Here is a 23,690-nt window from a genome sequence, read left to right on the forward strand (position 1 = left end):
CCGCGTCCGGGGCCGCCGCAGCCGCAGCCGCCGCGGGCCCGCCTACCGGGCCCGCGGCGGCTGCCGCGCATCCGGCACACCCCTCAGCGCCGCTCCCCCGGCCCGAACAGCGCGTCCTGCGCCCCCTCGCGGGCCAGCAGCCGGCCGCCCTCCAGCACCGCGGCCCCGCCGAGGGCGGTGGCGCGGACCTCGGTGGGGACGGGGGTGAGGGTGAGCAGCCGGTCCGCGACCCGGGCGGCGAGGGCCGCACCGCCCGCCAGGCCCAGCTCCCCGCCGAGGACCACGCAGCCCGGGTCCAGTACGGCGGCCACCGCGGCCGCGCCCACGGCCAGCCGCTCGGCCAGCGCGTCCAGGAACGCCCCGCCCGCGGCCCCGGCCACGGCCTCCTCGGCCGTCCCGGCGAACCCGTGCTCCGCGGCCAGGGCCGTGACGGCCGCCCGCCCGGCCAGGGCGTGGAACCCGCCCTCGCAGCCGGTGGCGGTGGGCAGCCGCCCGGTGCCGGGTACGGGCAGGAAGCCGATCTCGCCCGCGCCCCCGGAGGCGCCGCGCCGCAGCTTCCCGTCCAGGACCACGGCGGCACCCACCCCGTCGCCCAGCCACAGCAGCACGAAGGAGTCGGTGCCGCGCGCGGCGCCCAGGCTCTGCTCGGCGACAGCGGCCAGGTTGGTCTCGTTCTCGACCCGTACGGTCGCGGGCAGCCGGCGGTCCAGCAGGGCGACGAGCTCCCGGTGCCAGGCGGGCAGCTTGGCCGTATCGCGCAGTTCGCCGGTGGCCGGGGCCACCAGGCCCGGGGCCCCGATCACCACGGTGTGCAGCTCCTGCGCGCCCGCCTCGCGCGCGGTGCGCACGAGCAGCGAGACCGCCTCCTCAGGCGCGGCCACGGGCAGTTCGGCCCGGGCCAGCGGGTGCCCGAGCAGGTCGGTGACCACGGCGGTGACGCTGTCGGTGCGGACGTCGAGGGCCGCGAGGTGGGCCCGGCGGGCCACGATCCCGTACACGCGGGCGTTGGGGCCGCGCCGCTGCTCGCCGGACTCCCCCACCACCTCGATCAGGCCCGAGCCGGCCAGCCGCTCGACCAGGTCGGCGACGGAGGGCCGCGACAGCCCGGTCATGGTCTTCAGCTGGGCCGCCGTCAGGGGGCCCTCCTGCTGGAGGAGGCGCAGCGCGAGCCGGTCGTTGATCGCGCGGGCCGTGCTGGGGGAGGCGGGAGACATCGAACGCACACTCCAGAACCTATCGGTTCGCGGCGGCGGGGCCACCGGACAACGGACCGCCGCCGGGGCTTATCTATCAGGCAGGCTCCCTGATAGTTTACGGCCATGACTGGGGACACCGACCTCGACCCGCGCCGGCTGCGCCGCGCCCGCGCCGCCATCGCCGCCGTCTTCTGCGTCCACGGCGCCGTGACCGGAAGCTTCGCCACGCGCATCCCCTGGATCCAGGAGAACGCCGCGCTCAGCGCGGGCGCCCTCGGGCTGGCGCTGGCCTTCCCCGCCGTCGGCGCGGCCCTGTCGATGCCGCTCGCGGGCCGGATCAACCACCGGTTCGGGGCCCGTACCGCCCTGACCGGGCTGCTCGCCCTGTGGACCCTGTCGCTGACCCTGCCGAGCCTGGCCCCCGGCCTGCCCGCCCTCTGCCTCGCCCTGTTCGTGTACGGCGCCACGGCCGGCATGTCGGACGTGGCGATGAACGCCCTCGGGGTCGAGACCGAGAACCGGCTCGGCCGCTCGATCATGTCCTCCCTGCACGGCATGTGGAGCGTCGGCGCCCTGCTCGGCGCGGCGGCCGGCACAGCGGCCGCCCATGCCGGGACGGACGCCCGCCTCCACCACCTGGCCGCCGCCCTGGTCCTCACCGCGCTCGGGCTCGCCGCCTGCCGCGGGGTCCTCGACCTGCGCAGCTCCCCCGGCGAGGAGCCGCCCCCGCACTTCGCCCTGCCCCCGCGCTCGGCCCTGCTGATCGGCGCGGTCGGCTTCTGCGCGGTCTTCGCCGAGGGCGCCAGCCTCGACTGGTCCGGGGTCTACCTGCGCGACGTCCTCGACGCCGACGCGGGTCTCGCCGCCGCCTCCACCACCGCCTTCGCGCTCACCATGGCCGTGGCCAGGCTCGCGGGCGACCGGGTCGTGGACCGCTACGGGGCGGTGCGCACGGTGCGCACCGGCGGCATCCTCGCCACCGCGGGCGGCCTGCTCGTGGTCGGGGTCCGCCACCCGGCCGCCGCCCTCACCGGCTTCGCGCTGATCGGCCTCGGCATCGCGGTGGTGGTCCCGCTGGCCTTCGCGGCCGCCGCGCGCAGCGGGCCCGCCCCGGCGCAGGCCATCGCGGGCGTCGCCACGATCACGTACACCTCGGGCCTCATCGCCCCCTCGGCCATCGGCGCGGTCGCCGACGCGACCTCGCTGGTCGCCTCCTTCGGACTGGTGACCCTGCTGGCCTGCGGACTGGCAGTCGGGGCGGGGGTCCTGCGCCCGAAGGGCCGGACGGGACGGGCCGGACGAGCCGCAGGTCCCGAGGCCGCCGAACAGGACGAAAGCGCAGGAATACGGCCGTAGGATACGGCTGGCCGCGCCGCGGTCCGATCATGGGCAGCTCCCGGCCGCCGCCGGGAGGGAAACGGAGTGAGAGATGCGCCTCGGCGTGGGCTGGACCCTGCACGGCGACGGGCGGACCCCCGCCCCCGGAGCGGTGGTGCGGCCGGACGAGCGGCTGTCCTGGCCGCGGACCGCCGGGCTCGGCGCGCAGCACGTCGTGGCGATGTTCGGGGCGAGCTTCGTGGCCCCCGTCCTCATGGGCCTGGACCCCAACCTGGCCATCATGATGTCCGGTGTCGCGACCGCGATCTTCCTGCTCGCGACCCGCGGCCGGGTCCCCTCGTACCTGGGCTGCTCGCTCTCCTTCGTCGGCGTGGCCGCCGCGATCAGGGCCTCCGGCGGTGACAGCGCCACCGTCACCGGCGCCGTGTTCGTCGTGGGCGCCGCGCTCTTCCTGGCGGGCCTCGCCGTACAGCGCTTCGGCGCCCGGATCATCCACGCGGCGATGCCCCCGGTGGTCACCGGCGCGGTCGTGATGCTGATCGGCTTCAACCTGGCCCCGGTCACCGCCGCGACCTACTGGCCGCAGGACCAGTGGACCGCCCTGCTCACCATGCTCTTCACCGGGCTGGCCGTGGTCTGCCTGCGCGGCTTCTGGTCCCGGATCGCGATCTTCCTCGGACTGCTCTTCGGGTACGGGATCTCCTGGCTCTTCGACCGGCTCTTCGGGAAGATCCACTCCACCCTGGGCGGCCCCGAGGCCGTGGACCACTGGCGGCTGGACCTGTCCGGGGTCGCGAAGGCCGACTGGATCGGACTGCCCTCCTTCCACGCCCCGTCCTTCGAGTGGTCGGCGATCCTCGTCGCCCTGCCCGTGGTCATCGCGCTGATCGCGGAGAACGCCGGACACGTCAAGGCCGTCGGCGAGATGACCGGGGACCCGCTGGACGACAAGCTGGGCACCGCCATCGCCGCCGACGGCGCCGCCTCGATGCTCTCCACCGCCGTGGGCGGCCCCCCGAACACCACCTACTCCGAGAACATCGGGGTCATGGCCGCCACCCGCGTCTACTCCACCGCCGCGTACTGGGCCGCCGCCGGCTTCGCCCTGCTCTTCGGCCTGTGCCCCAAGTTCGGCGCGGTCGTGGCCGCCATCCCCGGCGGGGTCCTCGGCGGCATCACCGTGATCCTGTACGGCATGATCGGCCTGCTCGGCGCCCAGATCTGGCTCAACGGCCGCGTGGACCTGCGCAATCCGCTCAACCTGGTCCCGGCCGCCGCGGGCATCATCATCGGCGTCGGCGGGGTCACACTGCAGATCACCGACAACTTCGAGCTCGGCGGCATCGCCCTCGGCACGATCGTGGTCATCACCGGCTACCACGCCCTGCGCCTGCTCGCCCCGGCCCACCTCAAGGAGCAGGAACCCCTGCTCGACTCGGGGACCTCCGGCTACGACGGGGGCGCCGGCGGCAGCGGAACCGACGGGGAGGACGGCAGCGCGGGCCCCGGCACCCGCGGCTGACGGCGCGCGGCGCGGGGGGCGGCTTCCGCCCCCGTTCGCCCGAACCGGCGAAGCGCGCCGCCAACTCTCCCGTACCCGCACCGGGGCCTGCGACCCTGCCCCCATGGATGCGGTACTCACACGGATGCGCACGCTCGACGACCGGCTGCCCCCGCACGACGGCGTGGCCGTCTTCAACCGCGTGTACCTGGCGGTCACCCAGGACCTGCAAGAGCGGATCGCGGCGGGCGAGTTCCCAGTCCGCCGCACCGCCGCCGCCCTGGCCGTGCGCTTCGCCGAGCGCTACCTCGACGCGGTCGGGGCCGCCGCCGAGGGGGACCCGGCCCCCGCCTGCTGGCGGCCGCTGTTCCAGTACCGCGCGCATCCCGGCGTACGCCCGCTCCAGCACGCCCTGGCCGGGATCAACGCCCACATCGGGCACGACCTCGCCCTCGCGGTGGTGGCCACCTGCCGGGCGCTGGAGTGCGGACCGCCCGCCCTGGAGCGGGACTTCGACCAGGTCGGGGAGGTGCTCGTGGCCCTGGAGGAGCGGATCCGCGAGGACCTGATGCCGGGCCCCGACCTGCTCCAGATCGCCGATCCGCTGACCCACCTGCTCGGCTCGTGGAGCCTCCAGCGGGCCCGGGACGCGGCCTGGGCCTCGGCCCGGCTGCTGTGGTCCCTGCGCGGATCCCCCGAACTGGCAGGGGAGTTCACCGAATCCCTGGACTCCGGGGTGGGGCTGGTCGGGCGCTGCCTGCTGACCCCGGTGGGCGTCCGCTGGGACCGCCCCGCGGCCCTCTGCGGCTGAGAGCCGGCCCCCTCCCCCGCCCCGCGCATGGATACGGGCCGCCGCCGTGCGCGGCTCCTGCGCACGGCGGCGGCCCGGGTCTCACGGGGTCCGCGGGGACCTGTCGGATGCTGCGGGACCTCAGTCCTCGGGCAGCTCGACCGGGGCGATCTCGTCGTACAGGTCGCCCGGACCGGGGTTGGAGGCGTCGGTGGCGCCGCCGAAGTGGTGCATGACGCCCCAGACGGCGTTCAGCGCGGTCTGCACGGCGCCCTCGGCCCAGCCGGCCGTCCAGGAGATGTCGTCGCCCGCGAGGAAGATGCCCCGCTTGTCCTCCGGCAGGCGGTCCTGCATGAAGTGCGTGAACAGGCGCCGCTGGTAGCGGTAGTGGCCCGGCAGGTTGGCCTTGAACGCGCCCATGAAGTAGGGCTCGTCCTCCCAGGACACGGTGACCGGGTTGCCGATGATGTGGCGGCGGATGTCGACCTTGGGGTAGATCTCGCCCAGGGACTTCAGCATGACCTCCATCCGCTCGTTCGCGGACAGCGGCAGCCACTTCAGGCTGTCGTCGCACCAGGTGTACGACAGGCAGATCACGGCCGGCTTGTCCGGGCCGTCGTCCAGGAGGTAGGTGCCGCGGGTCATCCGGTCGGTCAGCGTCATCGACATGACGTCGCGACCGGTCGGGTTCCCCTCGTCATCGACGGCCTTGTCCAGCCAGAACGGCCGGTCGACGGGCACGAACAGCTTCGAGGACTCCATGTAGTGGGTCCGCTCGATGGCCGTCCAGTGGTCGATCGGGAAGAGCGTGTCGTCGCACTCGATCTTCGACAGCAGCATCCACGACTGGGCGGTGAAGATGGCCGCGCGGTACGTGCGGATGTCCCCGGAGGCGTCGGTGACGGTGATCCGGTTGCCGGCGGTGCGGTGCAGGCGGGTGACCGCCGGGCGCGGGGTGCCGTCGTGCAGGGAGGACAGCGAGGTGCCCTGCGCCCAGTGGACGATCTTCTCGGGCTCGCGCTCCCACAGGCGCAGCGGCAGCTGCTGCGAGCCGCCGACGATGCCGCGGTGGTGGTCGTCGGCCTCGGTGTAGACGACGCGCAGGATCTCCAGGATGGAGTTCGGGAAGTCGGTGTCCCAGCCGCCGGTGCCGAAGCCGACCTGGCCGAAGATCTCCCGCTTGCGGAAGGACTTGAAGGCCTCGGACTTGCAGAGGTAGCCGTAGAAGGTCTCGTCGTCGAGCTTCTCGACGAGCCTGGCCCAGATCTCGCGGATGCGCGGGACGTCCCGCTCGCGCATCGCGGTGTTCATGTCCGAGAAGTCGGCGCCCTCTTCGAGGCAGGCGTTCCAGGCCTCGGCGACGTCGCGGTAGATCTGCGGGAGGTCGGCGATGGTCTCGGCGTAGTGCGTCTCGCCCTTGAGGTCCACGACGGTCGAGGGGGTGGACTCGGCCAGCGGGTTCGGGAAGGGCTCGGTCTTCAGGCCGACCAGGTCGATGTAGTGCTGGAGGGCGGTCGAGGAGGGCGGGAAGCGCATGGCGCCCATCTCCGCGGTCAGGCCCTCGGCCTCGGGACCCTCGAAGTTCACGGTCCGCAGCCGGCCGCCGATCTGGTCGGCCTCGTAGACGACGGGCTTGAGGCCCATCTTCATGAGCTCGTACGCCGAGATGATCCCCGAGAGGCCGCCGCCGATGACCGCGACCTCGGCGCCCAGCTCGGCAGCGGGTATCTGGCCCAGGCCCGCCGGGCTGGCGAGGAAGTCGTCGTAGGCGTACGGGAAGTCCGGTCCGAACATGGTGATCGGCGGCTGGCCGTCGGTGTGCGGAACGGCGGTGGGGACCGTGGACGTCATGGGGGTACGGCTCCTTGCGGGCAGGGTGGTGCGGGGGAGGGCTTGGGGAGGGCGGCGGCCGGGCCGGGGGGCCGGGCGGGCCGGGTCAGACCAGCGAGCCGTACAGGCCGGGCCTGCGGTCGCGCAGGTACGGGTTGTGCTCGCGGGAGGCGGCGAGGAACTCGGGGTCCACCTCGCCGAAGACCATGTCCTCCCCGCGGCCGGCGCGGGTCCTGACGACCCCGTCCGGGCCGGCCAGGCAGCTGAGCCCGACGAACTCGAACTCCCCTTCCGGACCGGTGCGGTTGACGTACGCGACGTACATCTGGCTCTCGAAGGCCCGGACGGGCACGAGGTGCTCGGCGACGAACTGGAACGGGTGCATCTGCGCGGTGGGCACCAGCAGCAGGTCGGTACCGGCCAGCGCGTGGGCGCGGACGTTCTCCGGGAACTCGACGTCGTAGCAGATCAGGATGCCGATGCGCAGTCCGCCGAGCTCCGCCTGGACCACCTGCACCCCGCCGGGGGTGAAGCTCTCCTGCTCGAAGCAGCCGAAGAGGTGGGTCTTGCGGTAGTTCGCGAGGGACGCGCCGTCGGGGCCGATCAGCTGGGCGGAGTTGTAGACGGTCTCGCCGTCGCGCTCCGGGTAGCCGTAGAGCACCGCGACCCCGTGGCGCCGCGCGATCTCGCCGATGGCGCGGGCGGACATGCCGTCGGCGGCCTCGGCCAGGCGGGCGACGTCCCCGCCGATGGCGTAGCCGGTGAGGTACATCTCGGGCGCGACCAGGAGGCCCGCTCCGGCGCCCGCGGCGCGCTCTGCGGCCTCGTCGAGCGCCTTCAGGTTCCCGGCGGTGTCGCCGAGGGTTCCGGAGCTCTGGAGGAGGGCGGTGCGCAGCTGGGGCATGGAGACCTCTGTGACGGATGGGGTTCCAGGGGGACCTTTAGACCGTACGGGGGAGACTTCCGACCGGACAAGGCGTGACCATTGCACGCCGCTGAACGATTCGTTGCGTGTTGAGAGCGTTCGACGGCGATTCGTTGCGTGCAGCCGCCGGTCTGCGGTCCCGGGCGCTGCCGGCCCTCCGCAGAACCGCAGGTCCGGGGGGCTGCGGGGGCGGCGGCGGTTCGTTGCGCGGTCGCCGTCGTACGGGAGGCCGGGTACGGGTGCCCGAGCGGATCCCCTACGCGGGCGCGCCGGAGGTGAAGCGGCGCAGCAGCGGCGAGAGGACCAGGACGGACTTGGTCCGCTCCACGAAGGGCTCGCCCGCGATCCGCTCCAGGACGCGCTCGAAGTGGCGCATGTCGGAGGCGAAGATCTGGACGAGGGCGTCCGCGTCGCCGGTGACGGTCGACGCGGACACCACCTCGGGGTACCGCTCCAGACCCCGCCGGATGTCGTCCGGCGAGGTGTTGTGGCGGCAGTAGATCTCGATGAAGCCCTCGGTCTCCCAGCCCATGGCGGCGGGGTCCACGCGGACGGTGAAGCCCGTGATGGCGCCTTCGGCCCGCAGCCGGTCCACCCGCCGTTTGACGGCGGGGGCCGAGAGGCCGACCTCGGAGCCGATGTCCGCGTAGGAGCGGCGGGCGTCCTCGGCGAGGGCGTGGACGATGCGTTCGTCGAGATCGTTCAGTCGCAAAGCGGGTGGATCACTTCTGTGCGGGGGCCTCTTCGGCCGTGGCGGCCAGGCTGGAGCGGCGGATGCCGTAGCAGAAGTAGATCACGAACCCGACGAGCATCCAGCCACCGAAGGCCAGCCAGGTCGCCATCGGCAGCTCCCACATCAGGTAGCAGCAGAAGCCGAAGCCCAGGATCGGGGTGACCGGGAAGAGCGCGACCTTGAAGGTGCGGTTCATGTCGGGGCGGGTGAAGCGCAGGATCACGACGGCGATGTTGACCAGTGCGAAGGCGAAGAGCGTGCCGATGCTGGTGGCGTTCGCGAGCTCGCTGAGCGGGATGGTCGCCGCGAGGATGCCGCAGAAGAGGCAGACGATGATCGTGTTGGCGCGGGGGGTGCCGGTCTTCGGGTCGACCTTGGCGAAGACCTTGGGGATCAGGCCGTCGCGGGCCATGGCGAAGAGCACGCGCGTCTGGCCGTACAGGACGGCGAAGACCACGCTGGCGATGGCGATGACGGCGCCGGCGGCCAGGACCACGCTCCAGAAGCTGTGGCCGGTGACGTCCTCCATGATCTTGGCCAGGGCGGCCTCGCTGCCCTCGAACTCCTGCCAGGGCATGGCGCCGACGGCCACGAAGGCGACCAGGCAGTAGAGGACGGTGACGATCCCCAGCGAGAGCATGATCGCGCGGGGCAGGTCCTTCTTCGGGTTCTTGGCCTCTTCACCTGCGGTGGAGGCGGCGTCGAAGCCGATGTACGAGAAGAAGAGCAGGGAGGCGGCGGTGCTGATGGCGGTGATGCCGAGCGGGGCGAGCGGAGTGTAGTTGCCTGCCTTGATGCCCATGAAGCCGATCACGCAGAAGAGCACCAGCGTGACGATCTTGACGCCGACCATGATCGAGTTGATCCGGGCGCTCTCCTTGGCCCCGCGGAGCAGGAAGACCATGGAGAGCATGACCACGACCAGGGCCGGGAGGTTGATGTAGCCGCCCTCGCCCAGCGGGGCGGAGACCGCCTCGGGGATGGTCACCCCGATCGTGCCGTCGAGCAGCTCGTTGAGGTACTGCCCCCAGCCCACGGCCACGGCGGCCACGGAGACCCCGTACTCCAGGACCAGGCACCAGCCGCAGACCCAGGCGACGAGCTCGCCCATGGTGGCGTACGAGTACGAGTACGAGGAGCCGGAGACCGGTATGGAACCGGCGAGCTCCGCGTACGACAGCGCCGAGAACAGCGCGGTCAGGCCCGCGACGACGAAGGCGATCCAGACGGCCGGACCGGCGATCGGGGTGGCCTCGCCGAGGACGACGAAGATGCCGGTGCCCAGGGTGGCGCCGATGCTGATCATCGTCAGCTGCCACATGGTGAGGGCGCGCTTGAGCGCACCGCCCTCGCCCTGGCCGCCCTCGGCGACGAGCCGCTCGACCGGCTTGCGCCGGAAGAGCGGGTTGCCGGTGCGCACAGCCGGTGCGGTGGCGGGGGGCGCCTGGCCAGTGTCCAGCACGGGGGGACTCCTTGTCGCTGCGGGGTGGGATGGCGTCGACCGCGGCGGATCCGGAGCAGGGCACGACTGCGCCAGGGCAGGCCTGGTTCAGGGCAGGGGTGCGCAAGGGGGACCGCCGAGCAGGCGGTCGCACCGCTCCACGTACAGCGAGTGAGCCTACGAGCTGGGAGTTCCCGCCCGTAATGCACCATCTTTGCACAATGGCGCACGATCATTGCGCGCATCTGCCCGAGATGGCTGTTTGTTGCATGAAGGTGATCGATCGCTGCGTCATCACCCTCAGTGATCGGAACGTGCCATTCCTCCGGACCGCACTTGACACCTCGTCAGATGTGCCCCAGGGTGCGGGACGCCCGCCACCGCAGTCGTGCTCTGTTTCCCCCTCCCGCCCATGGCGGCCGCGTCCCCGGGCAGGCTTGGTGTACCCGACGAGGACCAGACGATCGGAGGCGACCGGTGGGCGCAGACGGCACGGTGGGCACGGCGGGCACGGGCACGGCGGGCACGGTCCAGGCGGCGGACCCGGCGGACCCGGCGGTAGCCGCGGACGGCGGCTGGCTCGACCCCCTGCCCTACCTCCGGGGCGTGGCCTGGCTGGCCGACGGCCGGGCGGTGCGCGCGGACCCGGCCGACTCGATGCGGCTGCCCTGGGATACCGGGGAGCGGGCCACGCTGCCGATCGGCGTCCGGCTGGAGTTCGCGGCGGGGCCGGGGACCCGGGCGGTGGAGATCCGGTACCGGGCGACCGTACCGGGGCCCACGGACGCCCTGCGCGACCTCGCGCACGTCTTCGCCCTCTGGAACCGCGACGGGCTGCTGTGCGAGGTGTTCACGGAGCCCGCGCAGGAGTCGGTGGTACGGATACCCCTGCCGGCGGGCTGCGGGCCGTACACGGTCCATCCGCCGGAGACCCAGTCGCCCCTCGTCCTCGCCCTCCGCGGGGTGGGCGGCCCGCTGCTGCCGCCGCCGGTCCGGCCGCGGTGGGTGGTGCACGGGGACTCGATCACCGAGGGCTGGTGGTCCACCCGGCCCGCCCACGGCTGGCCGGCGGTCGCGGGGCGCGCGCTGGGTCTCGACACGGTGAACCTGGGGTACGCGGGGGCCGCGCGGGGCGAGCTCCCCACCGCCGAACAGCTCGCCACCCTGCCCGCGGACCTGCTGACCCTGGCCTTCGGCACCAACTGCTGGTCGCGGATCCCGTACTCCGTACCGCTGCTGTACGAGACCACCCGGGTCTTCCTCGACCTGATCCGCCAGGGCCACCCCGAAACCCCGCTGCTCCTGGTCTCCCCCGTGCTGCGCCCGGAGGCCGAGGCCACCCCCAACCGGCTGGGCGCGACGCTGGCGCAGCTGCGGGCGGCGATGGAGCGGGCGGTACGCGAGCGGATCCTCGGCGGGGACCGGCGCCTGGCCCTCCTCCCCGGCCTGCCCGTCCTGGGCCCGGAACACCTGGCGGACGGCCTCCACCCCAACGACGCGGGCCACGCGGCCCTGGGCCGCGCCGTAGCCGCCGCCCTCCACCATGAGGGCTTCGCCTGACCCCGCCCCACCACACGGGCCCCCGGCGCCCCACGCAACGGCGGGGCGGGACACGGCCGGGGCACCCGACCGCAACCGCACCCCGAGCAACCCCGCCCCCGCCGGCGATCGAAGCGCAGGGCCACCTCCAGCCCCGCCGGCGATAGAGGCGCGGGGTCCGGGGCGGAGCCGCGGGGGAGGGGAGGGGGCGGGTAGCGGGTCCGGGAAACGCGGAGGCCCCGGCCTCCCGTACGGGTACGGGGGGACGGGGCCTCCGGGAAGCGGGACTAGCTCCAGCTGGCGTGCAGCGGCTTGCCCTCGGCGTAACCGGCCGCGGACTGGATCCCCACGACCGCCTTCTCCTCGAACTCCGCCAGCGAACCGGCACCGGCGTACGTGCAGGAGGACCGCACACCGGCGATGATCGAGTCGATCAGGTCCTCGACCCCCGGCCGGGCCGGGTCGAGGAACATCCGTGAGGTCGAGATGCCCTCCTCGAACAGCGCCTTGCGCGCCCGGTCGTACGCCGACTCCTCCGAGGTCCGGTTGCGCACCGCACGCGCGGACGCCATGCCGAAGGACTCCTTGTACAGGCGCCCGTCAGCGGCCTGCTGGAGGTCGCCGGGGGACTCGTACGTCCCCGCGAACCAGGACCCGATCATCACGTTCGACGCACCGGCGGCCAGCGCCATCGCCACGTCGCGCGGGTGGCGGACACCGCCGTCGGCCCAGACGTGCTTGCCGTACTTCTTCGCCTCCGCCGCGCACTCCAGCACCGCGGAGAACTGCGGCCGGCCCACGCCGGTCATCATGCGGGTGGTGCACATGGCGCCGGGGCCCACACCGACCTTGATGATGTCCGCGCCGGCCTCGATGAGGTCCTTGACGCCCTCGGCGGCGACGATGTTGCCCGCGACGATCGGGACCTGCGGGTCCAGCGCGCGCACGGCCTTGATCGCGTTGATCATCGACTCCTGGTGCCCGTGGGCCGTGTCGATGACGATCGTGTCGACACCGGCGTCGAGCAGCTGCTTCGCCTTGGCGGCGAAGTCGCCGTTGATGCCGACGGCCGCGGCGATGCGCAGCTTGCCGGCCGCGTCCGTCGCCGGGGTGTACAGCGTCGCGCGCAGCGCGCCCTTGCGGGTCAGGATGCCGACGAGGCGGCCGTCCTTGTCCACGGCCGGGGCCAGCTTGCGGTGGCCGGCGTCGAGCTGGTTGAAGGCCTCGCGCGGGTCGATGTCGGCGTCGATGAGCAGCAGCTCCTTCGACATGACCTCGGAGAGCTGCGTGAAGCGGTCCACGCCCGACAGGTCGTGCTCGGTGACCACGCCGACGGGGCGGTGATCCGCGTCCACGACCACACCCGCGCCGTGCGCCCGCTTGGGCAGCAGGGAGAGCGCGTCGGCGACGGTCTGCGTGGGCGCCAGCGTGATCGGGGTGTCGAGCACGAGGTGGCGGGTCTTGACCCAGGAGATGACGTCGGTGACGACCTCGATGGGGATGTCCTGGGGGATGACGACCATCCCGCCGCGGCGGGCCACGGTCTCGGCCATCCGGCGGCCCGCGATGGCGGTCATGTTCGCGACCACGAGGGGAATGGTGGTGCCGGTGCCGTCCGGCGAGGAGAGGTCGACGCCCTGACGGGAGCCCACCGCAGAGCGGCTCGGCACCATGAACACATCGTCGTACGTCAGGTCGTACGGCGGCTTCAGGTCATTGAGGAAACGCACGTGCTGAACATCCCAGTCAGTCGGAGGTACTAGGTTTCCCCGGCGGCGGCCGGAGGAAAACGCACGTACTTCATTCTCCCACGTCCGGCCCCGTGCCCCGCCCGGGACGATCGTCCAGGACGGGCCGGCCAGCATGGTCGTTTCCTACGGACCGGCGGAGGCCGGCGCGGACTCCGCCCGCCCGGATCCGGGGTCCCCGGCGGCCAGCAGCGCGGCCGCGTGGGCCACGCTCGCGAGGGTGGTGTGGTGGTGCCAGCCGCGGTACGAGCGCCCTTCGAAGTCCCGGATCCCGAGGGGTTCGGCGTACCGGGCGCAGTCGTGGGCGGCCCGTTCGGCGAGCCGGGCGAGGCGGAAGGTCCGGGCGGGCGGCCGGTCGGCCAGGCTGGTGATCCAGTACTCCTCCTCCGGTGGCCGGCCGGTCTCCGGCCGGGCGCCGAGCAGCAGCAGCGGCCCGGCGGCGGGCCCGGCCCGCTCCTCGCGGGGTACGGGCACCACGGCCGCCGAGGCCAGCAGGGCGACGGCGCCCGCGGCGGCCCCGGGCCGGGTCCAGGCCACGGGGTGGCGGCGCAGCCCCGGGGCGGCGAGCAGCTCACGGGCGGGGACGGCGGGTCCTGCGGGAACTCCTCCGGGACCCGCCGGGGCCACGGGCAGGGAGCCCCGCACCCCGAGGACGAAGGGGATCCCGCGCAGGGACAGGGCCTCGATGCAGGGCACGAGTTCCGGCTGCGGTACGTCCATGACCACGGGCCGGCGCGGCAGCGGCCACTCGGCGGCCATCCGCCGGACTGCGTGCACGGCGTCGAGGGTGGGGGTGAGGGAGCGGGCCCCCTCGGGTATCCCGGCCTGCCGCCGGAGCCCCTCGCCGGCCCAGGGGCCCGGCAGGGCGAGGCTCCACTCCACGGGGAAGGCGGCCTCCTGGGAGGCGAGCCAGACCCCGGCGGCCTGCTGGCAGTTGGCGGTGCGGCCGAGGGCGGGAACGAACTGCCGGCAGACGCCGACCGAGCGGTCCCCCGCCTTCTCGATGACCAGGGGCCGGACCACCCAGGCCTGCGGCGCCGGGAGGAGGCCCTCCAGGTACCGGGCGAGGGCCTTGCGGGCCGGGTACCAGTCCCAGGGGGACTTGCTGATGAACTGCTGGAGCCCGTGCTCCACGGACGGGCCGCCCGCACCGGCGATGGCGCGGACGGTCTTGCGGCCGCGGACGGCGACGAGTCCGTCCAGGTAGACGCGGGCCCAGTTCCGCTGGTCCCGCCGGGGTAAGGAGTCGGCGAAGACGTGCATCAGGTCGTCGAGTACTGCGGAGACGTCCGGCAAGGCCGTCTCCAGCCGTAATCCGCGAGTCAACTGCCCCTCCCCTGGCTGACTTTGGAGCCAGCACCCTACTGGAAGGACGGGCCCGGGAGGGAGGTCCGGCAGGCGGTCGGACGGCGGCCGCACCGGAGCCGCACGGCCCCGGCCGCGGGCCTCAGCGCCGCCCGGGGCCGTCCGCGGGGCCGTCCGCGGGGCGCGGGGAGCCGGGGTCCACCGGCCAGTGGCGGTCCGCGGCTCCCCTGCCGGGGCCGGATCCGGATGCGGCGCCGGACGCGGATGCCGGGCCGGAGCCGGGAGCGGGCCCGGCCGCAGCGGGGTCCGCGGGCCAGGGCCCGCCGCCGTCCGCGGCGGACACGGAGGCCGCACCCCCCGGCCCGGGCCCGGACTCCTCACGGCCCGACCCGGACTCCCCACGGCCCGACCCGGGGCCCCCGCCGTCCGCGGCCAGCACTACGGCCAGTCCCGCCCCGGCGGGGTCCCCCGCCTCCTCCCAGTACTCCACGGCCCCCTCCAGGACCTCGCGGAGCGTCTCCCAGTCGCCGGGGCGCTCCTGCGCGTACCCGTGCCAGCGGGTCACGGCGAGCAGCAGCCGCCCCGAGGCCCCGTCGGGGTACCAGGCGGTCTCCGTCAGGGCGTCGGCGAGGGCGTCCCAGTTGCGGCCGAACCAGTCGGGCAGCCCCAGGGTCCGCGCACACCGGTCCATGAGCGCCTGCCGGCTCCGTACGCCGTCCAGCGGGAGCACGACCACGGCGCGGCCCGCGTCCCGGGCGGCCGTGAGGGCGGGGGCGAGCGGCTGGGGGTGCAGGGTCATCGGAGAACCGCCTTGAACGAGGAGTAGTGGTCGTCCGTGTAGTACGTCTCGCCGCCCTGCCCGGTCACGATCCGCCGGGCGCCGCGGTCCCGCTCCCCCGGGGTGCGCACGGTGTACTCGCGGTAGTAGCCGCGCTTCTGCCGCGGCAGGAGCTTCTCGAAGTTCCCGAAGACCGTGCCGTCCTGCCGGTGCGGATAGGGCCCGCCGCGGTCGATGAGCGCCAGGGTGTCGCGGGCCTGCGGGGGCAGCTCGGCGGGGGTGACGGCGGCCATGCCGCGGGCCCAGCCGGGGGTGGGCTGGGCGGTGGCGCGCGGGGCGGCGGCCGAGGCCGCGGTGGAGCCGCCGGGGGCCGCGGTGCTCCCGCCGGCGCACCCGGCGGCGGCCCCCGCGAGGACCACGCAGAGGAGGACGGCCCCGAGCGCCCGCAGGACGCGCGGCAGCCGCGCGGGCAGGTTCCGGAAGATCATGCCGCCGATGCTGCCAAATATCCCTTTTGTTCGCGAATCCTCAGCAGTGTCACCGGCTTTCCTCCCGGGCGTCGCACCGGCGGTCTCCCCACCGGCGCCCCGGGAGCCGCGAACGCCGGGAGCCCGGACCTCGTGAGGTCCGGGCTCCCGGCGTTCGTCCGTACGCCCGCTCGCTGCGCGCGAATCCGGCTCAGGCGCCCTCGCCGGCCCCGCTGTCCGGGTCGGAGCGCTCCAGCGCGGGCCGCAGGCCCGGCGCGGACTCGGTGAGGAGGTAGTCGGCTACGGCCGTGTCGGTCACCAGGCTGGTGACCAGCCCGGAACGCAGCACCGCGCCGATGGCCGCCGCCTTGCGCAGCCCGCCCGCGATGGCCACCACCTCGGGGATCCGGCGCAGCCGGTCGGCCTCGACCGTGATGCAGCGCTCCCCCAGGTCGCGGCCGACCCGGCGGCCGTCCTTGTCGAAGAGGTGCGCGGACATCTCGGCGGCGACGCCGAGCGAGGCGTAGTGGGCCCGCTCCTCGTCCGTGAGCATGTCGTGGACCGTCGAGATGCCCGGTTCCCAGGAGCCGATGGACACCGCGGCGACGGTCACCTTGTCGAAGTACTCGAAGGCGCGGGCGATGCCGGTCTGGTTGCGCAGGGCCGCGGCGGTCGCCGGGTCGGGCAGCAGCATCGGCGCGTAGATCGGGTGCGCGTCCCCGCCGGAGACCTGAGCGGCCCGGCGGACGGCCTCGACGGAGCCGCGCTCGGCGGTCCCGGCGTCGTACACGCCCGTCAGCTGGACCACGGTGCACGGGGGCAGCCGGTGCAGGGCGGCGGCCATGTGGATGGTCGAGCGGCCCCAGGCCAGGCCGAGCACGTCGCCCTCGTTGACGAGCTCGCCGAGCAGGTCGGCGGCGACCGCGCCCAGGTTCTCCGGGTCGGGGGCGTCCTCGGAGGTGTCCGCGGGGGACTCGACGACGACCGCGTGCCGCAGTCCGTAGCGGGCGCGCAGCGCGTCGGAGCGCTCCGCGTCCAGTTCGGCGGGCACGCGGATCTCGATCCGTACGAGGTCGCGTTCCAAGGCGGTCTCCAGGACCCGCGCCACCTTGAAGCGGCTCACGCCGAACTCCTCGGCGATCTGGATCTTGGACTTGCCCTCCAGGTAGAAGCGGCGGGCCATGGCCGCCGCCTGCACCAGCTCCGCGGGTCCCATCCGCAGGGCTGACCGACCCGCCGGTACACCAGACACCGCGATCTCCTCACTGCTGTTCACACTCTCGGCTCGCCATTCATCCTGTCAGATTCGGCGGCCGTTGATCAGCCCGGACAGCTGACGTTCATCGAGCTGTTCACCGAGCCTTCTTCCGGGGCTTCCCGGCCCCGCGTCAGTGGGCGCAGGCCCAGGGGGCGGCGGCGATCGCCGCACCGGCCTGTTCGCGCAGGGTGCGCACCGCGGCGGCCGGGTCGGCGGCCCCGTACACGGCGCTGCCGGCCACGAACACGTCCGCGCCGGCCTCGGCGCAGCGCTCGATCGTCGCGGCCGAGACCCCGCCGTCGACCTGCAGCCACAGGTCCAGTCCGTGCTTGGCGATCAGCTCGCGGGTGCGGCGGATCTTGGGCAGCATCACGTCGAGGAACGACTGGCCGCCGAACCCGGGCTCCACCGTCATGATCAGGACCATGTCCAGCTCGGGGAGGATGTCCTCGTACTGCTCGATGGGCGTCGCCGGCTTGAGCGCCATGGACGCCCGGGCGCCCAGGGCGCGGATCTCCCGGGCCAGCCGGACGGGGGCGCCCGCGGCCTCGGCGTGGAAGGTGACCGATCCGGCGCCCGCCTCGACGTACTGCGGGGCCCAGCGGTCCGGGTCCTCGATCATCAGGTGCAGGTCCAGCGGGGTGTCCGTGGCCCGGCTCAGCGACTCCACGACCGGGACGCCGAGCGTGAGGTTCGGGACGAAGTGGTTGTCCATGACGTCGACGTGCAGCCAGTCGGCCCCCTCCACCGCCTTCGCCTCCTCGGCGAGCCGGGCGAAGTCCGCGGACAGGATGCTGGGATTGATCTGAACGGCCATGCCCCAAGCCTGCCATGCCCGGGGCCGCCCGCCCCCGCCGGGGCGGGGGCCGCCCCGGCGGGGGACGGGTCCGCCGGTCCCCCTCAGCCCGTGCGCCTCAGCAGCGCCAGGTACATCGCGTCGGTGCCGTGCAGGTGCGGCCACAACTGGACGTCCGGGCCCTCACCGAGCGCGGGCACCCCGGCCAGCAGCGGGCGGGCGTCGATCCACTCGGCCTGGACCGGGTCGCCGCCGCGCCCCTTCAGCACGTCCTCCACGACCGTCCGGGTCTCCGCGAGGTGCGGGGAGCAGGTGGCGTAGCCCACCACGCCGCCGATGCGTACGGCCGCCAGCGCCTCGCGCAGCAGTCCGCGCTGGAGCGGGCCGAAGGCCTGGAGGTCCTCGGCCCGGCGGCGCCAGCGGGCCTCGGGGCGGCGGCGCAGGGCGCCGAGGCCCGAGCAGGGCACGTCCATGAGGACGCGGTCGAAGGAGCCGGGCCGCCAGGGCGGGCGGGTGCCGTCGGCGGCGATGACCTGGTACGGGCCGGGGTTGCCGGCCAGCGCCCGCTCGACGAGCCGGGCCCGGTGGGGCTGCTTCTCGGAGGCGAGCAGGGCCGCCCCGCGCTGCGCGGCCAGCGCGGCCAGCAGCGCGGCCTTGCCGCCGGGGCCGGCGCAGCCGTCGAGCCAGCGCTCGTCCCGGCCTTCGAGGGGGGCGGCGGCCAGGGCGGCGGCGACCAGCTGGCTGCCCTCGTCCTGGACCCCGGCCCGGCCCTCGCGGACCGCCTCGATCGCACCGGGCTCGCCGCCCTCGGCGAGCCGGACGGCGTACGGCGACCAGCGGCCCGGGAGCACGGAGTCCGCGCCGACGGCGGCCGTCAGCTCCTCGGTGGTGGAGCGGCCGGGCCGGGCGACGAGGGTGACCTCGGGGCGCTCGTTGTCGGCTTCGAGGAGGTCCTCGATGCCCGCGCGGCCGCCGCCGAGGGCGTCCCAGAGGGCGGAGACCACCCAGCGCGGGTGGGAGTGGACCACCGACAGGTGCTGTTCGGCATCGTCCTCGTACGGCGGGGCGACCTGCTCCAGCCAGCCGTCCAGGTCGTGCGCGGCGATCTTGCGCAGGACGGCGTTGACGAACTTGGCCCGCCCGTCGCCGAGCACCACGCGGGCCAGCTCCACGCTGGCGGAGACCGCCGCGTGGGTGGGGATGCGGGTGCCGAGCAGCTGGTGGGCGCCCAGCGAGAGCACGTCGAGCACGGGCGGGTCCACCTCGCGCAGCGGCCGGTCCACGCAGGCCGAGATGATCGCGTCGTACGTGCCCTGGCGGCGCAGGGTGCCGTAGACGAGCTCGGTGGCGAGGGCCGCGTCCCGGGCCTCGAACGTCCCGCCCTTGGCCGCGGCGCTCTCGCGCGCCTTGCGCAGCAGCGGGGGCAGGACGAGGTTGGCGTACGCGTCGCGCTCGTCCACCGCCCGCAGCGCCTCGAAGGCGAGGATCCGTACGGGGTCCTTCTGGGGGCGCCGGTAGGGCTTGCCCTGCTTGGCGGGACGGCGAGGCTGTTCGGTCACGTGAAAGGTGCTCCGCGGGAGGAAATTTCGAGAGGGGAGAGGGGACGCCGGTGTCCGGCGGCCCCCTCAGCGTACGTCGGGGGCGCCGAGCCGCTCGCCGGGGGCGATCCGCACCCCGCGGGCCCAGTCGGCGCCGCGCATGGGCTTCTTGCCCTGCGGCTGCACCCACAGCAGTTCGACGGCGTGCGAGCCGGTGCCGACGTGGACGTGGTTCTTGCCGGCGGACAGCTCCCCGGGGGCGAGCCCCTCCTGCCCCGGCTGGAGGGCCAGCTGGATCAGCTTGAGCCGCTCGCCGCGGAAGACCGTCCAGGCGCCGGGGGCCGGGGTGCAGCCGCGCACCACGCGGTCGGCGCGCAGGGCCGGGGCGCTCCAGTCGACGTGGGCGTCCTCGACGGTGATCTTCGGGGCGTGGGAGACGCCCTCGGCGGGCTGGGCCACGGCGCGCAGGGTGCCGTCCTCGATGCCGTCCATGGTGGCGGCGAGCAGCCCGGCGCCCGCGAAGGCCAGCCGGGTCAGCAGGTCGCCGCTGGTGTCGGTGGGGCGGACCTGCTCGGTGAGCACGCCGAAGACGGGCCCCGTGTCCAGACCCTCCTCGATCCGGAAGGTCGAGGCCCCGGTCATCTCGTCGCCCGCCATCAGCGAGTGCTGGACGGGCGCGGCGCCGCGCCAGGCCGGCAGCAGCGAGAAGTGCAGGTTGACCCAGCCGTGGACGGGGATGTCCAGGGCGGACTTGGGGATCAGCGCGCCGTAGGCGACCACGGGGCAGCAGTCCGGGGCGATCTCCGCCAGCCGGGCGAGGAACTCGGGATCGCGCGGCTTGACCGGCTTCAGCACCTCGATGCCCGCCTCCTCGGCGCGCTCGGCGACCGGGCTGGCGACGAGCCGGCGGCCGCGGCCGGCCGGGGCGTCCGGGCGGGTGACGACGGCGGCGACCTCGTGCCGTCCGGAGGCGATCAGGGCGTCCAGGGCGGGAACGGCCACCTCGGGGGTGCCTGCGAAGACGAGCTTCACCGGTGTTCTACCTCGCTAATCTCGGCGGCTGCGACAAGCAGCGTCCCAGTCTAGGGGCCCGGGGCCGGTCCCTCACCCGGGGGGCGTACGCAGACGTTCGCGCCTCTCGCATATGCCGACACGCCCCCACAGCGTGACCACATCGGCGCATCGGGCGTTGGTCAAGAGAGATTGACCGAAAGGGGTCGCATTGCGCCGCGACCCGTCCGTTTCGACGCCGGTTCGAGAGGCTTGTACATGGCCGACCACGCCACCCACGACGCCCAAGCGCGGGCCAGCCTGCATCTACTGGTGCGGGACATCGAGCGGGTCCGACGGCAGGTGGACGCTCTCCGTACCCTCACCGCCCAGCTCGGCAACGTCTACCGCCCTCGCCGCTCCGGCCCCTCCACGGGCTTCGTCGTCTACGGCCGGGCCCCCGCCCCCACCGTCCGGCTGGCGCAGGAGCTGCGCGACAGCGTGGAGACGCTGGTCACCGCCGCGGTGGACTTCGACCGCTCCCTCGGCTTCTCCTGGGACGCGGTGGGCTCCGCCCTCGGTGTGACCAAGCAGGCGGTGCACCGCCGCTACGGCGCCCGCCGGGCCGGGACGGCCGCTCCGGCCGCCGAGTCCGAGCCCCTGGCGGAGGGCACGATCACCCGGGCCCTGGGCATGCCGTCCGTACCGGCGGCCCGCTCCATGCCGCCGCAGCCCACCTCCGGCAGCCAGGCCCTGCGCGAGGAGGCCTCCGCGGCCCCCCGCGCCGGGGCCTTCCCCGGGCCGCGCACCGGCTGACCCCCCGCGGCACGCCGACGCCGCAGCCGGGGCGCACCCGGAAAACCACTGCCCTGCAGGGCCTTCCCCTCCCTGCAGGGCAGTTCCGCGCCCGGGACCGGTACGGGGCCCCGGAGCCGGTACCGGGGCCGGGGCAGCAAACCCCGGCCGCGCGCACCCGTGCCCCTCAGCCGATGTCCGGCGGGTCGATGCGCACCCGCACCGGCTCCGCCGGGCCCCGGGCCAGCCGCGCGGCCTGCGCCGCCTTCAGGGCGGCCGCCAGCGCGGCCCCGCTGCCCGGGGGCACCCGGACCAGCGCCCGCTCCCCCGGATCCGGCTCGCCCCGCCGCGCCGGCAGCGGTACGGGCCCCAGCACCCGGGCGTCCCCCGGCAGCCGCACCGAGGCCAGGAACTCCGCCAGCGGCTCCGCCCGGCCCGCGACCGAGGCCATCCGCGACACCGGCGGGAAGCCCAGCTCCGCCCGCTCCGCCAGCTCCCGCACCGCGTGCCCCACCGGGTCCCAGCGCACCAGCGCCTGTACCGGCCGCAGCGTCGGCTCGGCGACGATCACCACCGTGCCCCCCTCGCCCTGGCCGCGCACCAGCGAGGCCGCGGCGATCCAGCGGCGCAGCGCCTCCTCCGCGGCCCGCAGGTCGGGGCGGCCCAGCATCGCCCAGCCGTCCAGCAGCAGCGCAGCCGCATAGCCCGGGCCCTCGGCGACCGGTTCGGCGCCGGGGGTGGAGACGATCAGCGCGGGCCGGTCCGGCACGGTGTCGAGGACGTGGTCGCGGCCCGAGGTGCGCACCGCGACGGCGGGGAAGGCCCGCCCCAGTTCCTCGGCGGTCCGCCGGGCCCCCACGACCTGGGCCCGCAGCCGTACGGAGCCGCAGGTCTCGCAGTGCCAGGAGCCCTCGGCCGTCCCGCACCAGCCGCAGTGCAGGGCCCGCTCGTCGGGCGCCTCCAGCGGTCCGGCGCAGTGCCGGCAGCGGGCGGGGGTGCGGCAGCGCTCGCAGGCCAGCCGGGGCACGTACCCCCGCCGCGGCACCTGCACCAGCACCGGCCCGTGCTTGAGGCCCTCCCTGACCGTCTCCCAGGCCAGGCTGGGCAGCCGGGCGGCCCGCGCGGCCCCGTCCCGGGCCACCTCGTCGTCGCCGACGGTCCGGATCCGCGGGGCGGCGGCCCGGACCTGCGCCCGGTCCGCGGCCAGCGGCCGGGCCCAGCCCGACTCCACCAGCTGGGCCGCCTCCACCGTGCAGGCCGTGGCCCCCAGCAGGAACCCGCAGCCCTCGTGGGCGGAGCGCAGCTCCAACACCTCCCGGACGTGCGGGAAGGGGGCGTTGTCGTCGCTGAGGCTGGAGTCCCCGTCGTCCCAGACGGCGACCAGCCCGAGGTCCCGTACGGGGGCGAACATGGCCGCGCGGGTGCCGATCACGGCCCGGACCGACCCCCGGTGCACGGCGAGCCATTCGCCGTAGCGCTTCTCGGGGCCCGAACCTGCGGTCAGTACGGCGTGCCGCCCGGCGCCGAGCAGCCCGGTGAGCGCCGCGTCGAGCCGGGCCACCGCCCGCCCGTCGGGCAGCACGGCCAGGGCCCCGCGCCCGGAGGCGAGGGCGGCGGCCACGGCCCGCGCCAGTTCGCCGGGCCAGCCGGGGCCGGGCAGCGCGGTCCACACGGCGCGCGGGGCGGCCCCGTCCGCCAGGGCCCGCAGGAAGGCCGGCCCGGAGGGGTAGCGCTCCCAGCTCCCCGGCGCGGGGGCGGGGGGCGGGGGCAGGGGCTCCGGGGAGGGCTTGGACTCGGCGCGGGCGTTGCGCGGGGGCACGGCGAGCTGGAGCACGTCGGCGAGGCTGCCGGCGTACCGGTCGGCGACCGCGCGGGCGAGGGCCAGCATCCGGGGGCTGAGCACGGGCTCCGGGGAGACCACGGAGGCCAGGGCGGCCAGCGGCCCGGAGTAGTCCGACTCGGCGCGGCGCTCCACGAGGAACCCGTCGATGAGCCCGCCGCCCTCGCGGCGGCCCTCGCGGACGTGGTGCGCGCCGGCCCCGAAGCGGACCCGGACCCGCACGCCGGGCTGGGCGGCCGCGTCCAGGTCGGCGGGTACGGCGTAGTCCCAGAGCTGGTCCAGGTGGAGGGCGCCCTTGTTGACGAGGATCCGGGCCACGGGCAGGTCGGGGGCGAGCGCGGCCCCCCGCCAGGTGCGCGGTTTGGCCTTGGGCGCGGCCTTGGCCTTCCGGACGGTCTCGCGGATCAGCGCGAGCTGCTCCGGGGGACCCCCCGGGTCCGCTCCGGTCCGGTCTTCGGGCCCGTTCACGCTGCTCACAGCTGATTTCTACCAAACGGCGGTGACAGCGCACGGCCCGCGGACGGCGAACGGCCCCGGACCGTGGGGTCCGGGGCCGTTCATGTGCCTGGTGCTGCCGGGGTCCTCAGAGCCCGGCGGCGGCGCGCAGCGCCTCGGTGCGGTCGGTGCGCTCCCAGGTGAAGTCGGGCAGCTCGCGGCCGAAGTGGCCGTAGGCGGCGGTCTGGGAGTAGATCGGGCGCAGCAGGTCGAGGTCGCGGATGATCGCGGCCGGGCGGAGGTCGAAGACCTCGCCGATGGCCGCCTCGATCTTGGCGGTGTCCACCTTGGCGGTGCCGAAGGTCTCGACGAAGAGGCCGACGGGCTCGGCCTTGCCGATCGCGTACGCGACCTGGACCTCGCAGCGGGCGGCGAGGCCGGCGGCGA

20 protein-coding genes are annotated in these 23,690 nt (G+C 74.8%); 5 read left to right on the forward strand and 15 right to left on the reverse strand.

Annotation, left to right across the window (positions count from 1 at the left end; all coding sequences use genetic code 11):
* Window positions 1-83: 83 nt before the first annotated feature.
* Window positions 84-1,214: an ROK family transcriptional regulator gene (locus tag ACZ7JZ_RS31225; protein ID WP_470945356.1), complete on the reverse strand. Its 1,131-nt coding sequence runs from the start codon at window positions 1,212-1,214 to the stop codon at window positions 84-86.
* Window positions 1,215-1,319: 105 nt separating this feature from the next.
* Between ACZ7JZ_RS31225 and ACZ7JZ_RS31230 the strand changes: the two genes are divergently transcribed.
* The 3 genes from ACZ7JZ_RS31230 to ACZ7JZ_RS31240 all read left to right on the forward strand — a co-directional run bounded on the left by ACZ7JZ_RS31230 (window position 1,320) and on the right by ACZ7JZ_RS31240 (window position 4,846).
* Complete coding sequence (locus ACZ7JZ_RS31230) at window positions 1,320-2,552, forward strand: MFS transporter (protein WP_470945300.1); 1,233 nt, start codon at window positions 1,320-1,322, stop codon at window positions 2,550-2,552.
* Window positions 2,553-2,625: 73 nt separating this feature from the next.
* Window positions 2,626-4,056 (forward strand): uracil-xanthine permease family protein, encoded by a 1,431-nt coding sequence (locus ACZ7JZ_RS31235; RefSeq protein ID WP_470945303.1) that lies wholly within the window; start codon window positions 2,626-2,628, stop codon window positions 4,054-4,056.
* Window positions 4,057-4,159: 103 nt separating this feature from the next.
* Window positions 4,160-4,846, forward strand: a complete 687-nt coding sequence (locus ACZ7JZ_RS31240; protein WP_470945305.1) for a DUF5995 family protein — start codon at window positions 4,160-4,162, stop codon at window positions 4,844-4,846.
* A 120-nt stretch (window positions 4,847-4,966) separates the two neighbouring features.
* On the opposite strand, the gene ACZ7JZ_RS31245 is transcribed toward ACZ7JZ_RS31240, so the two are convergent.
* The 4 genes from ACZ7JZ_RS31245 to ACZ7JZ_RS31260 all read right to left on the reverse strand — a co-directional run bounded on the left by ACZ7JZ_RS31245 (window position 4,967) and on the right by ACZ7JZ_RS31260 (window position 9,775).
* Entirely contained in the window at window positions 4,967-6,676 is a 1,710-nt protein-coding gene (locus ACZ7JZ_RS31245; protein WP_470945308.1) for a flavin monoamine oxidase family protein, read from the reverse strand.
* 85 nt (window positions 6,677-6,761) lie between these two features.
* Window positions 6,762-7,559 carry a carbon-nitrogen hydrolase family protein gene (locus tag ACZ7JZ_RS31250; RefSeq protein WP_470945311.1) on the reverse strand — a complete coding sequence of 266 codons (798 nt, stop codon included), beginning with the start codon at window positions 7,557-7,559 and terminating at the stop codon, window positions 6,762-6,764.
* A gap of 277 nt (window positions 7,560-7,836) precedes the next feature.
* Window positions 7,837-8,292: an Lrp/AsnC family transcriptional regulator gene (locus tag ACZ7JZ_RS31255; RefSeq protein ID WP_030027017.1), complete on the reverse strand. Its 456-nt coding sequence runs from the start codon at window positions 8,290-8,292 to the stop codon at window positions 7,837-7,839.
* A gap of 10 nt (window positions 8,293-8,302) precedes the next feature.
* Window positions 8,303-9,775: an amino acid permease gene (locus ACZ7JZ_RS31260; RefSeq protein WP_470945314.1), complete on the reverse strand. Its 1,473-nt coding sequence runs from the start codon at window positions 9,773-9,775 to the stop codon at window positions 8,303-8,305.
* A 567-nt stretch (window positions 9,776-10,342) separates the two neighbouring features.
* On the opposite strand from ACZ7JZ_RS31260, the gene ACZ7JZ_RS31265 reads away from it, so the two are divergent.
* On the forward strand, window positions 10,343-11,314 hold the full coding sequence (locus ACZ7JZ_RS31265; protein ID WP_470945358.1) for a GDSL-type esterase/lipase family protein: 972 nt from the start codon (window positions 10,343-10,345) through the stop codon (window positions 11,312-11,314).
* A gap of 266 nt (window positions 11,315-11,580) precedes the next feature.
* Here ACZ7JZ_RS31265 and ACZ7JZ_RS31270 read toward each other — a convergent pair whose 3' ends face one another.
* The 8 genes from ACZ7JZ_RS31270 to fmt all read right to left on the reverse strand — a co-directional run bounded on the left by ACZ7JZ_RS31270 (window position 11,581) and on the right by fmt (window position 20,215).
* Window positions 11,581-13,023, reverse strand: coding sequence for a GuaB1 family IMP dehydrogenase-related protein (locus ACZ7JZ_RS31270; protein WP_470945317.1), 1,443 nt, complete (start codon window positions 13,021-13,023; stop codon window positions 11,581-11,583).
* A 144-nt stretch (window positions 13,024-13,167) separates the two neighbouring features.
* The gene (locus ACZ7JZ_RS31275; RefSeq protein WP_470945319.1) at window positions 13,168-14,337 is read right to left on the reverse strand and encodes an IS701 family transposase; all 1,170 of its coding nucleotides are present in this window, start codon (window positions 14,335-14,337) and stop codon (window positions 13,168-13,170) included.
* 151 nt (window positions 14,338-14,488) lie between these two features.
* Window positions 14,489-15,145, reverse strand: a complete 657-nt coding sequence (locus ACZ7JZ_RS31280) for a barstar family protein (protein WP_470945322.1) — start codon at window positions 15,143-15,145, stop codon at window positions 14,489-14,491.
* The gene (locus ACZ7JZ_RS31285) at window positions 15,142-15,612 is read right to left on the reverse strand and encodes a guanyl-specific ribonuclease (RefSeq protein WP_470945324.1); all 471 of its coding nucleotides are present in this window, start codon (window positions 15,610-15,612) and stop codon (window positions 15,142-15,144) included. Before ACZ7JZ_RS31285 ends, ACZ7JZ_RS31280 begins: the two co-directional genes overlap by 4 nt.
* Window positions 15,613-15,802: 190 nt before the next feature.
* Window positions 15,803-16,867 (reverse strand): sugar-binding transcriptional regulator, encoded by a 1,065-nt coding sequence (locus tag ACZ7JZ_RS31290; protein WP_470945326.1) that lies wholly within the window; start codon window positions 16,865-16,867, stop codon window positions 15,803-15,805.
* 112 nt (window positions 16,868-16,979) lie between these two features.
* The gene (rpe, locus tag ACZ7JZ_RS31295; RefSeq protein WP_470945329.1) at window positions 16,980-17,666 is read right to left on the reverse strand and encodes a ribulose-phosphate 3-epimerase; all 687 of its coding nucleotides are present in this window, start codon (window positions 17,664-17,666) and stop codon (window positions 16,980-16,982) included.
* Window positions 17,667-17,749: 83 nt separating this feature from the next.
* Window positions 17,750-19,204: an RsmB/NOP family class I SAM-dependent RNA methyltransferase gene (locus ACZ7JZ_RS31300; protein WP_470945332.1), complete on the reverse strand. Its 1,455-nt coding sequence runs from the start codon at window positions 19,202-19,204 to the stop codon at window positions 17,750-17,752.
* A gap of 66 nt (window positions 19,205-19,270) precedes the next feature.
* Entirely contained in the window at window positions 19,271-20,215 is a 945-nt protein-coding gene (fmt, locus tag ACZ7JZ_RS31305; RefSeq protein ID WP_470945334.1) for a methionyl-tRNA formyltransferase, read from the reverse strand.
* 237 nt (window positions 20,216-20,452) lie between these two features.
* On the opposite strand from fmt, the gene ACZ7JZ_RS31310 reads away from it, so the two are divergent.
* The gene (locus tag ACZ7JZ_RS31310) at window positions 20,453-20,989 is read left to right on the forward strand and encodes a hypothetical protein (RefSeq protein WP_470945337.1); all 537 of its coding nucleotides are present in this window, start codon (window positions 20,453-20,455) and stop codon (window positions 20,987-20,989) included.
* Between the two features lie 166 nt (window positions 20,990-21,155).
* On the opposite strand, the gene ACZ7JZ_RS31315 is transcribed toward ACZ7JZ_RS31310, so the two are convergent.
* Window positions 21,156-23,285, reverse strand: a complete 2,130-nt coding sequence (locus ACZ7JZ_RS31315; RefSeq protein ID WP_470945338.1) for a primosomal protein N' — start codon at window positions 23,283-23,285, stop codon at window positions 21,156-21,158.
* Window positions 23,286-23,391: 106 nt separating this feature from the next.
* A partial coding sequence (locus ACZ7JZ_RS31320; RefSeq protein ID WP_470945341.1) for a methionine adenosyltransferase domain-containing protein occupies window positions 23,392-23,690 on the reverse strand: 299 nt, incomplete at its 5' end.

Source organism: Streptomyces sp. NPDC038213 (assembly GCF_055600495.1).

What these genes read in the sequence shown, in the direction of transcription:
- ACZ7JZ_RS31225 (WP_470945356.1), bottom strand. Translation starts at nt 1,214, where the DNA reads ATGTCTCCCGCCTCCCCCAGCACGGCCCGCGCGATCAACGACCGGCTC.
- ACZ7JZ_RS31245 (WP_470945308.1), bottom strand. Translation starts at nt 6,676, where the DNA reads ATGACGTCCACGGTCCCCACCGCCGTTCCGCACACCGACGGCCAGCCG.
- ACZ7JZ_RS31280 (WP_470945322.1), bottom strand. Translation starts at nt 15,145, where the DNA reads ATGACCCTGCACCCCCAGCCGCTCGCCCCCGCCCTCACGGCCGCCCGG.
- rpe (WP_470945329.1), bottom strand. Translation starts at nt 17,666, where the DNA reads ATGGCCGTTCAGATCAATCCCAGCATCCTGTCCGCGGACTTCGCCCGG.
- ACZ7JZ_RS31285 (WP_470945324.1), bottom strand. Translation starts at nt 15,612, where the DNA reads ATGATCTTCCGGAACCTGCCCGCGCGGCTGCCGCGCGTCCTGCGGGCG.
- ACZ7JZ_RS31235 (WP_470945303.1), top strand. Translation starts at nt 2,626, where the DNA reads ATGCGCCTCGGCGTGGGCTGGACCCTGCACGGCGACGGGCGGACCCCC.
- ACZ7JZ_RS31250 (WP_470945311.1), bottom strand. Translation starts at nt 7,559, where the DNA reads ATGCCCCAGCTGCGCACCGCCCTCCTCCAGAGCTCCGGAACCCTCGGC.
- ACZ7JZ_RS31310 (WP_470945337.1), top strand. Translation starts at nt 20,453, where the DNA reads ATGGCCGACCACGCCACCCACGACGCCCAAGCGCGGGCCAGCCTGCAT.
- ACZ7JZ_RS31240 (WP_470945305.1), top strand. Translation starts at nt 4,160, where the DNA reads ATGGATGCGGTACTCACACGGATGCGCACGCTCGACGACCGGCTGCCC.
- ACZ7JZ_RS31230 (WP_470945300.1), top strand. Translation starts at nt 1,320, where the DNA reads ATGACTGGGGACACCGACCTCGACCCGCGCCGGCTGCGCCGCGCCCGC.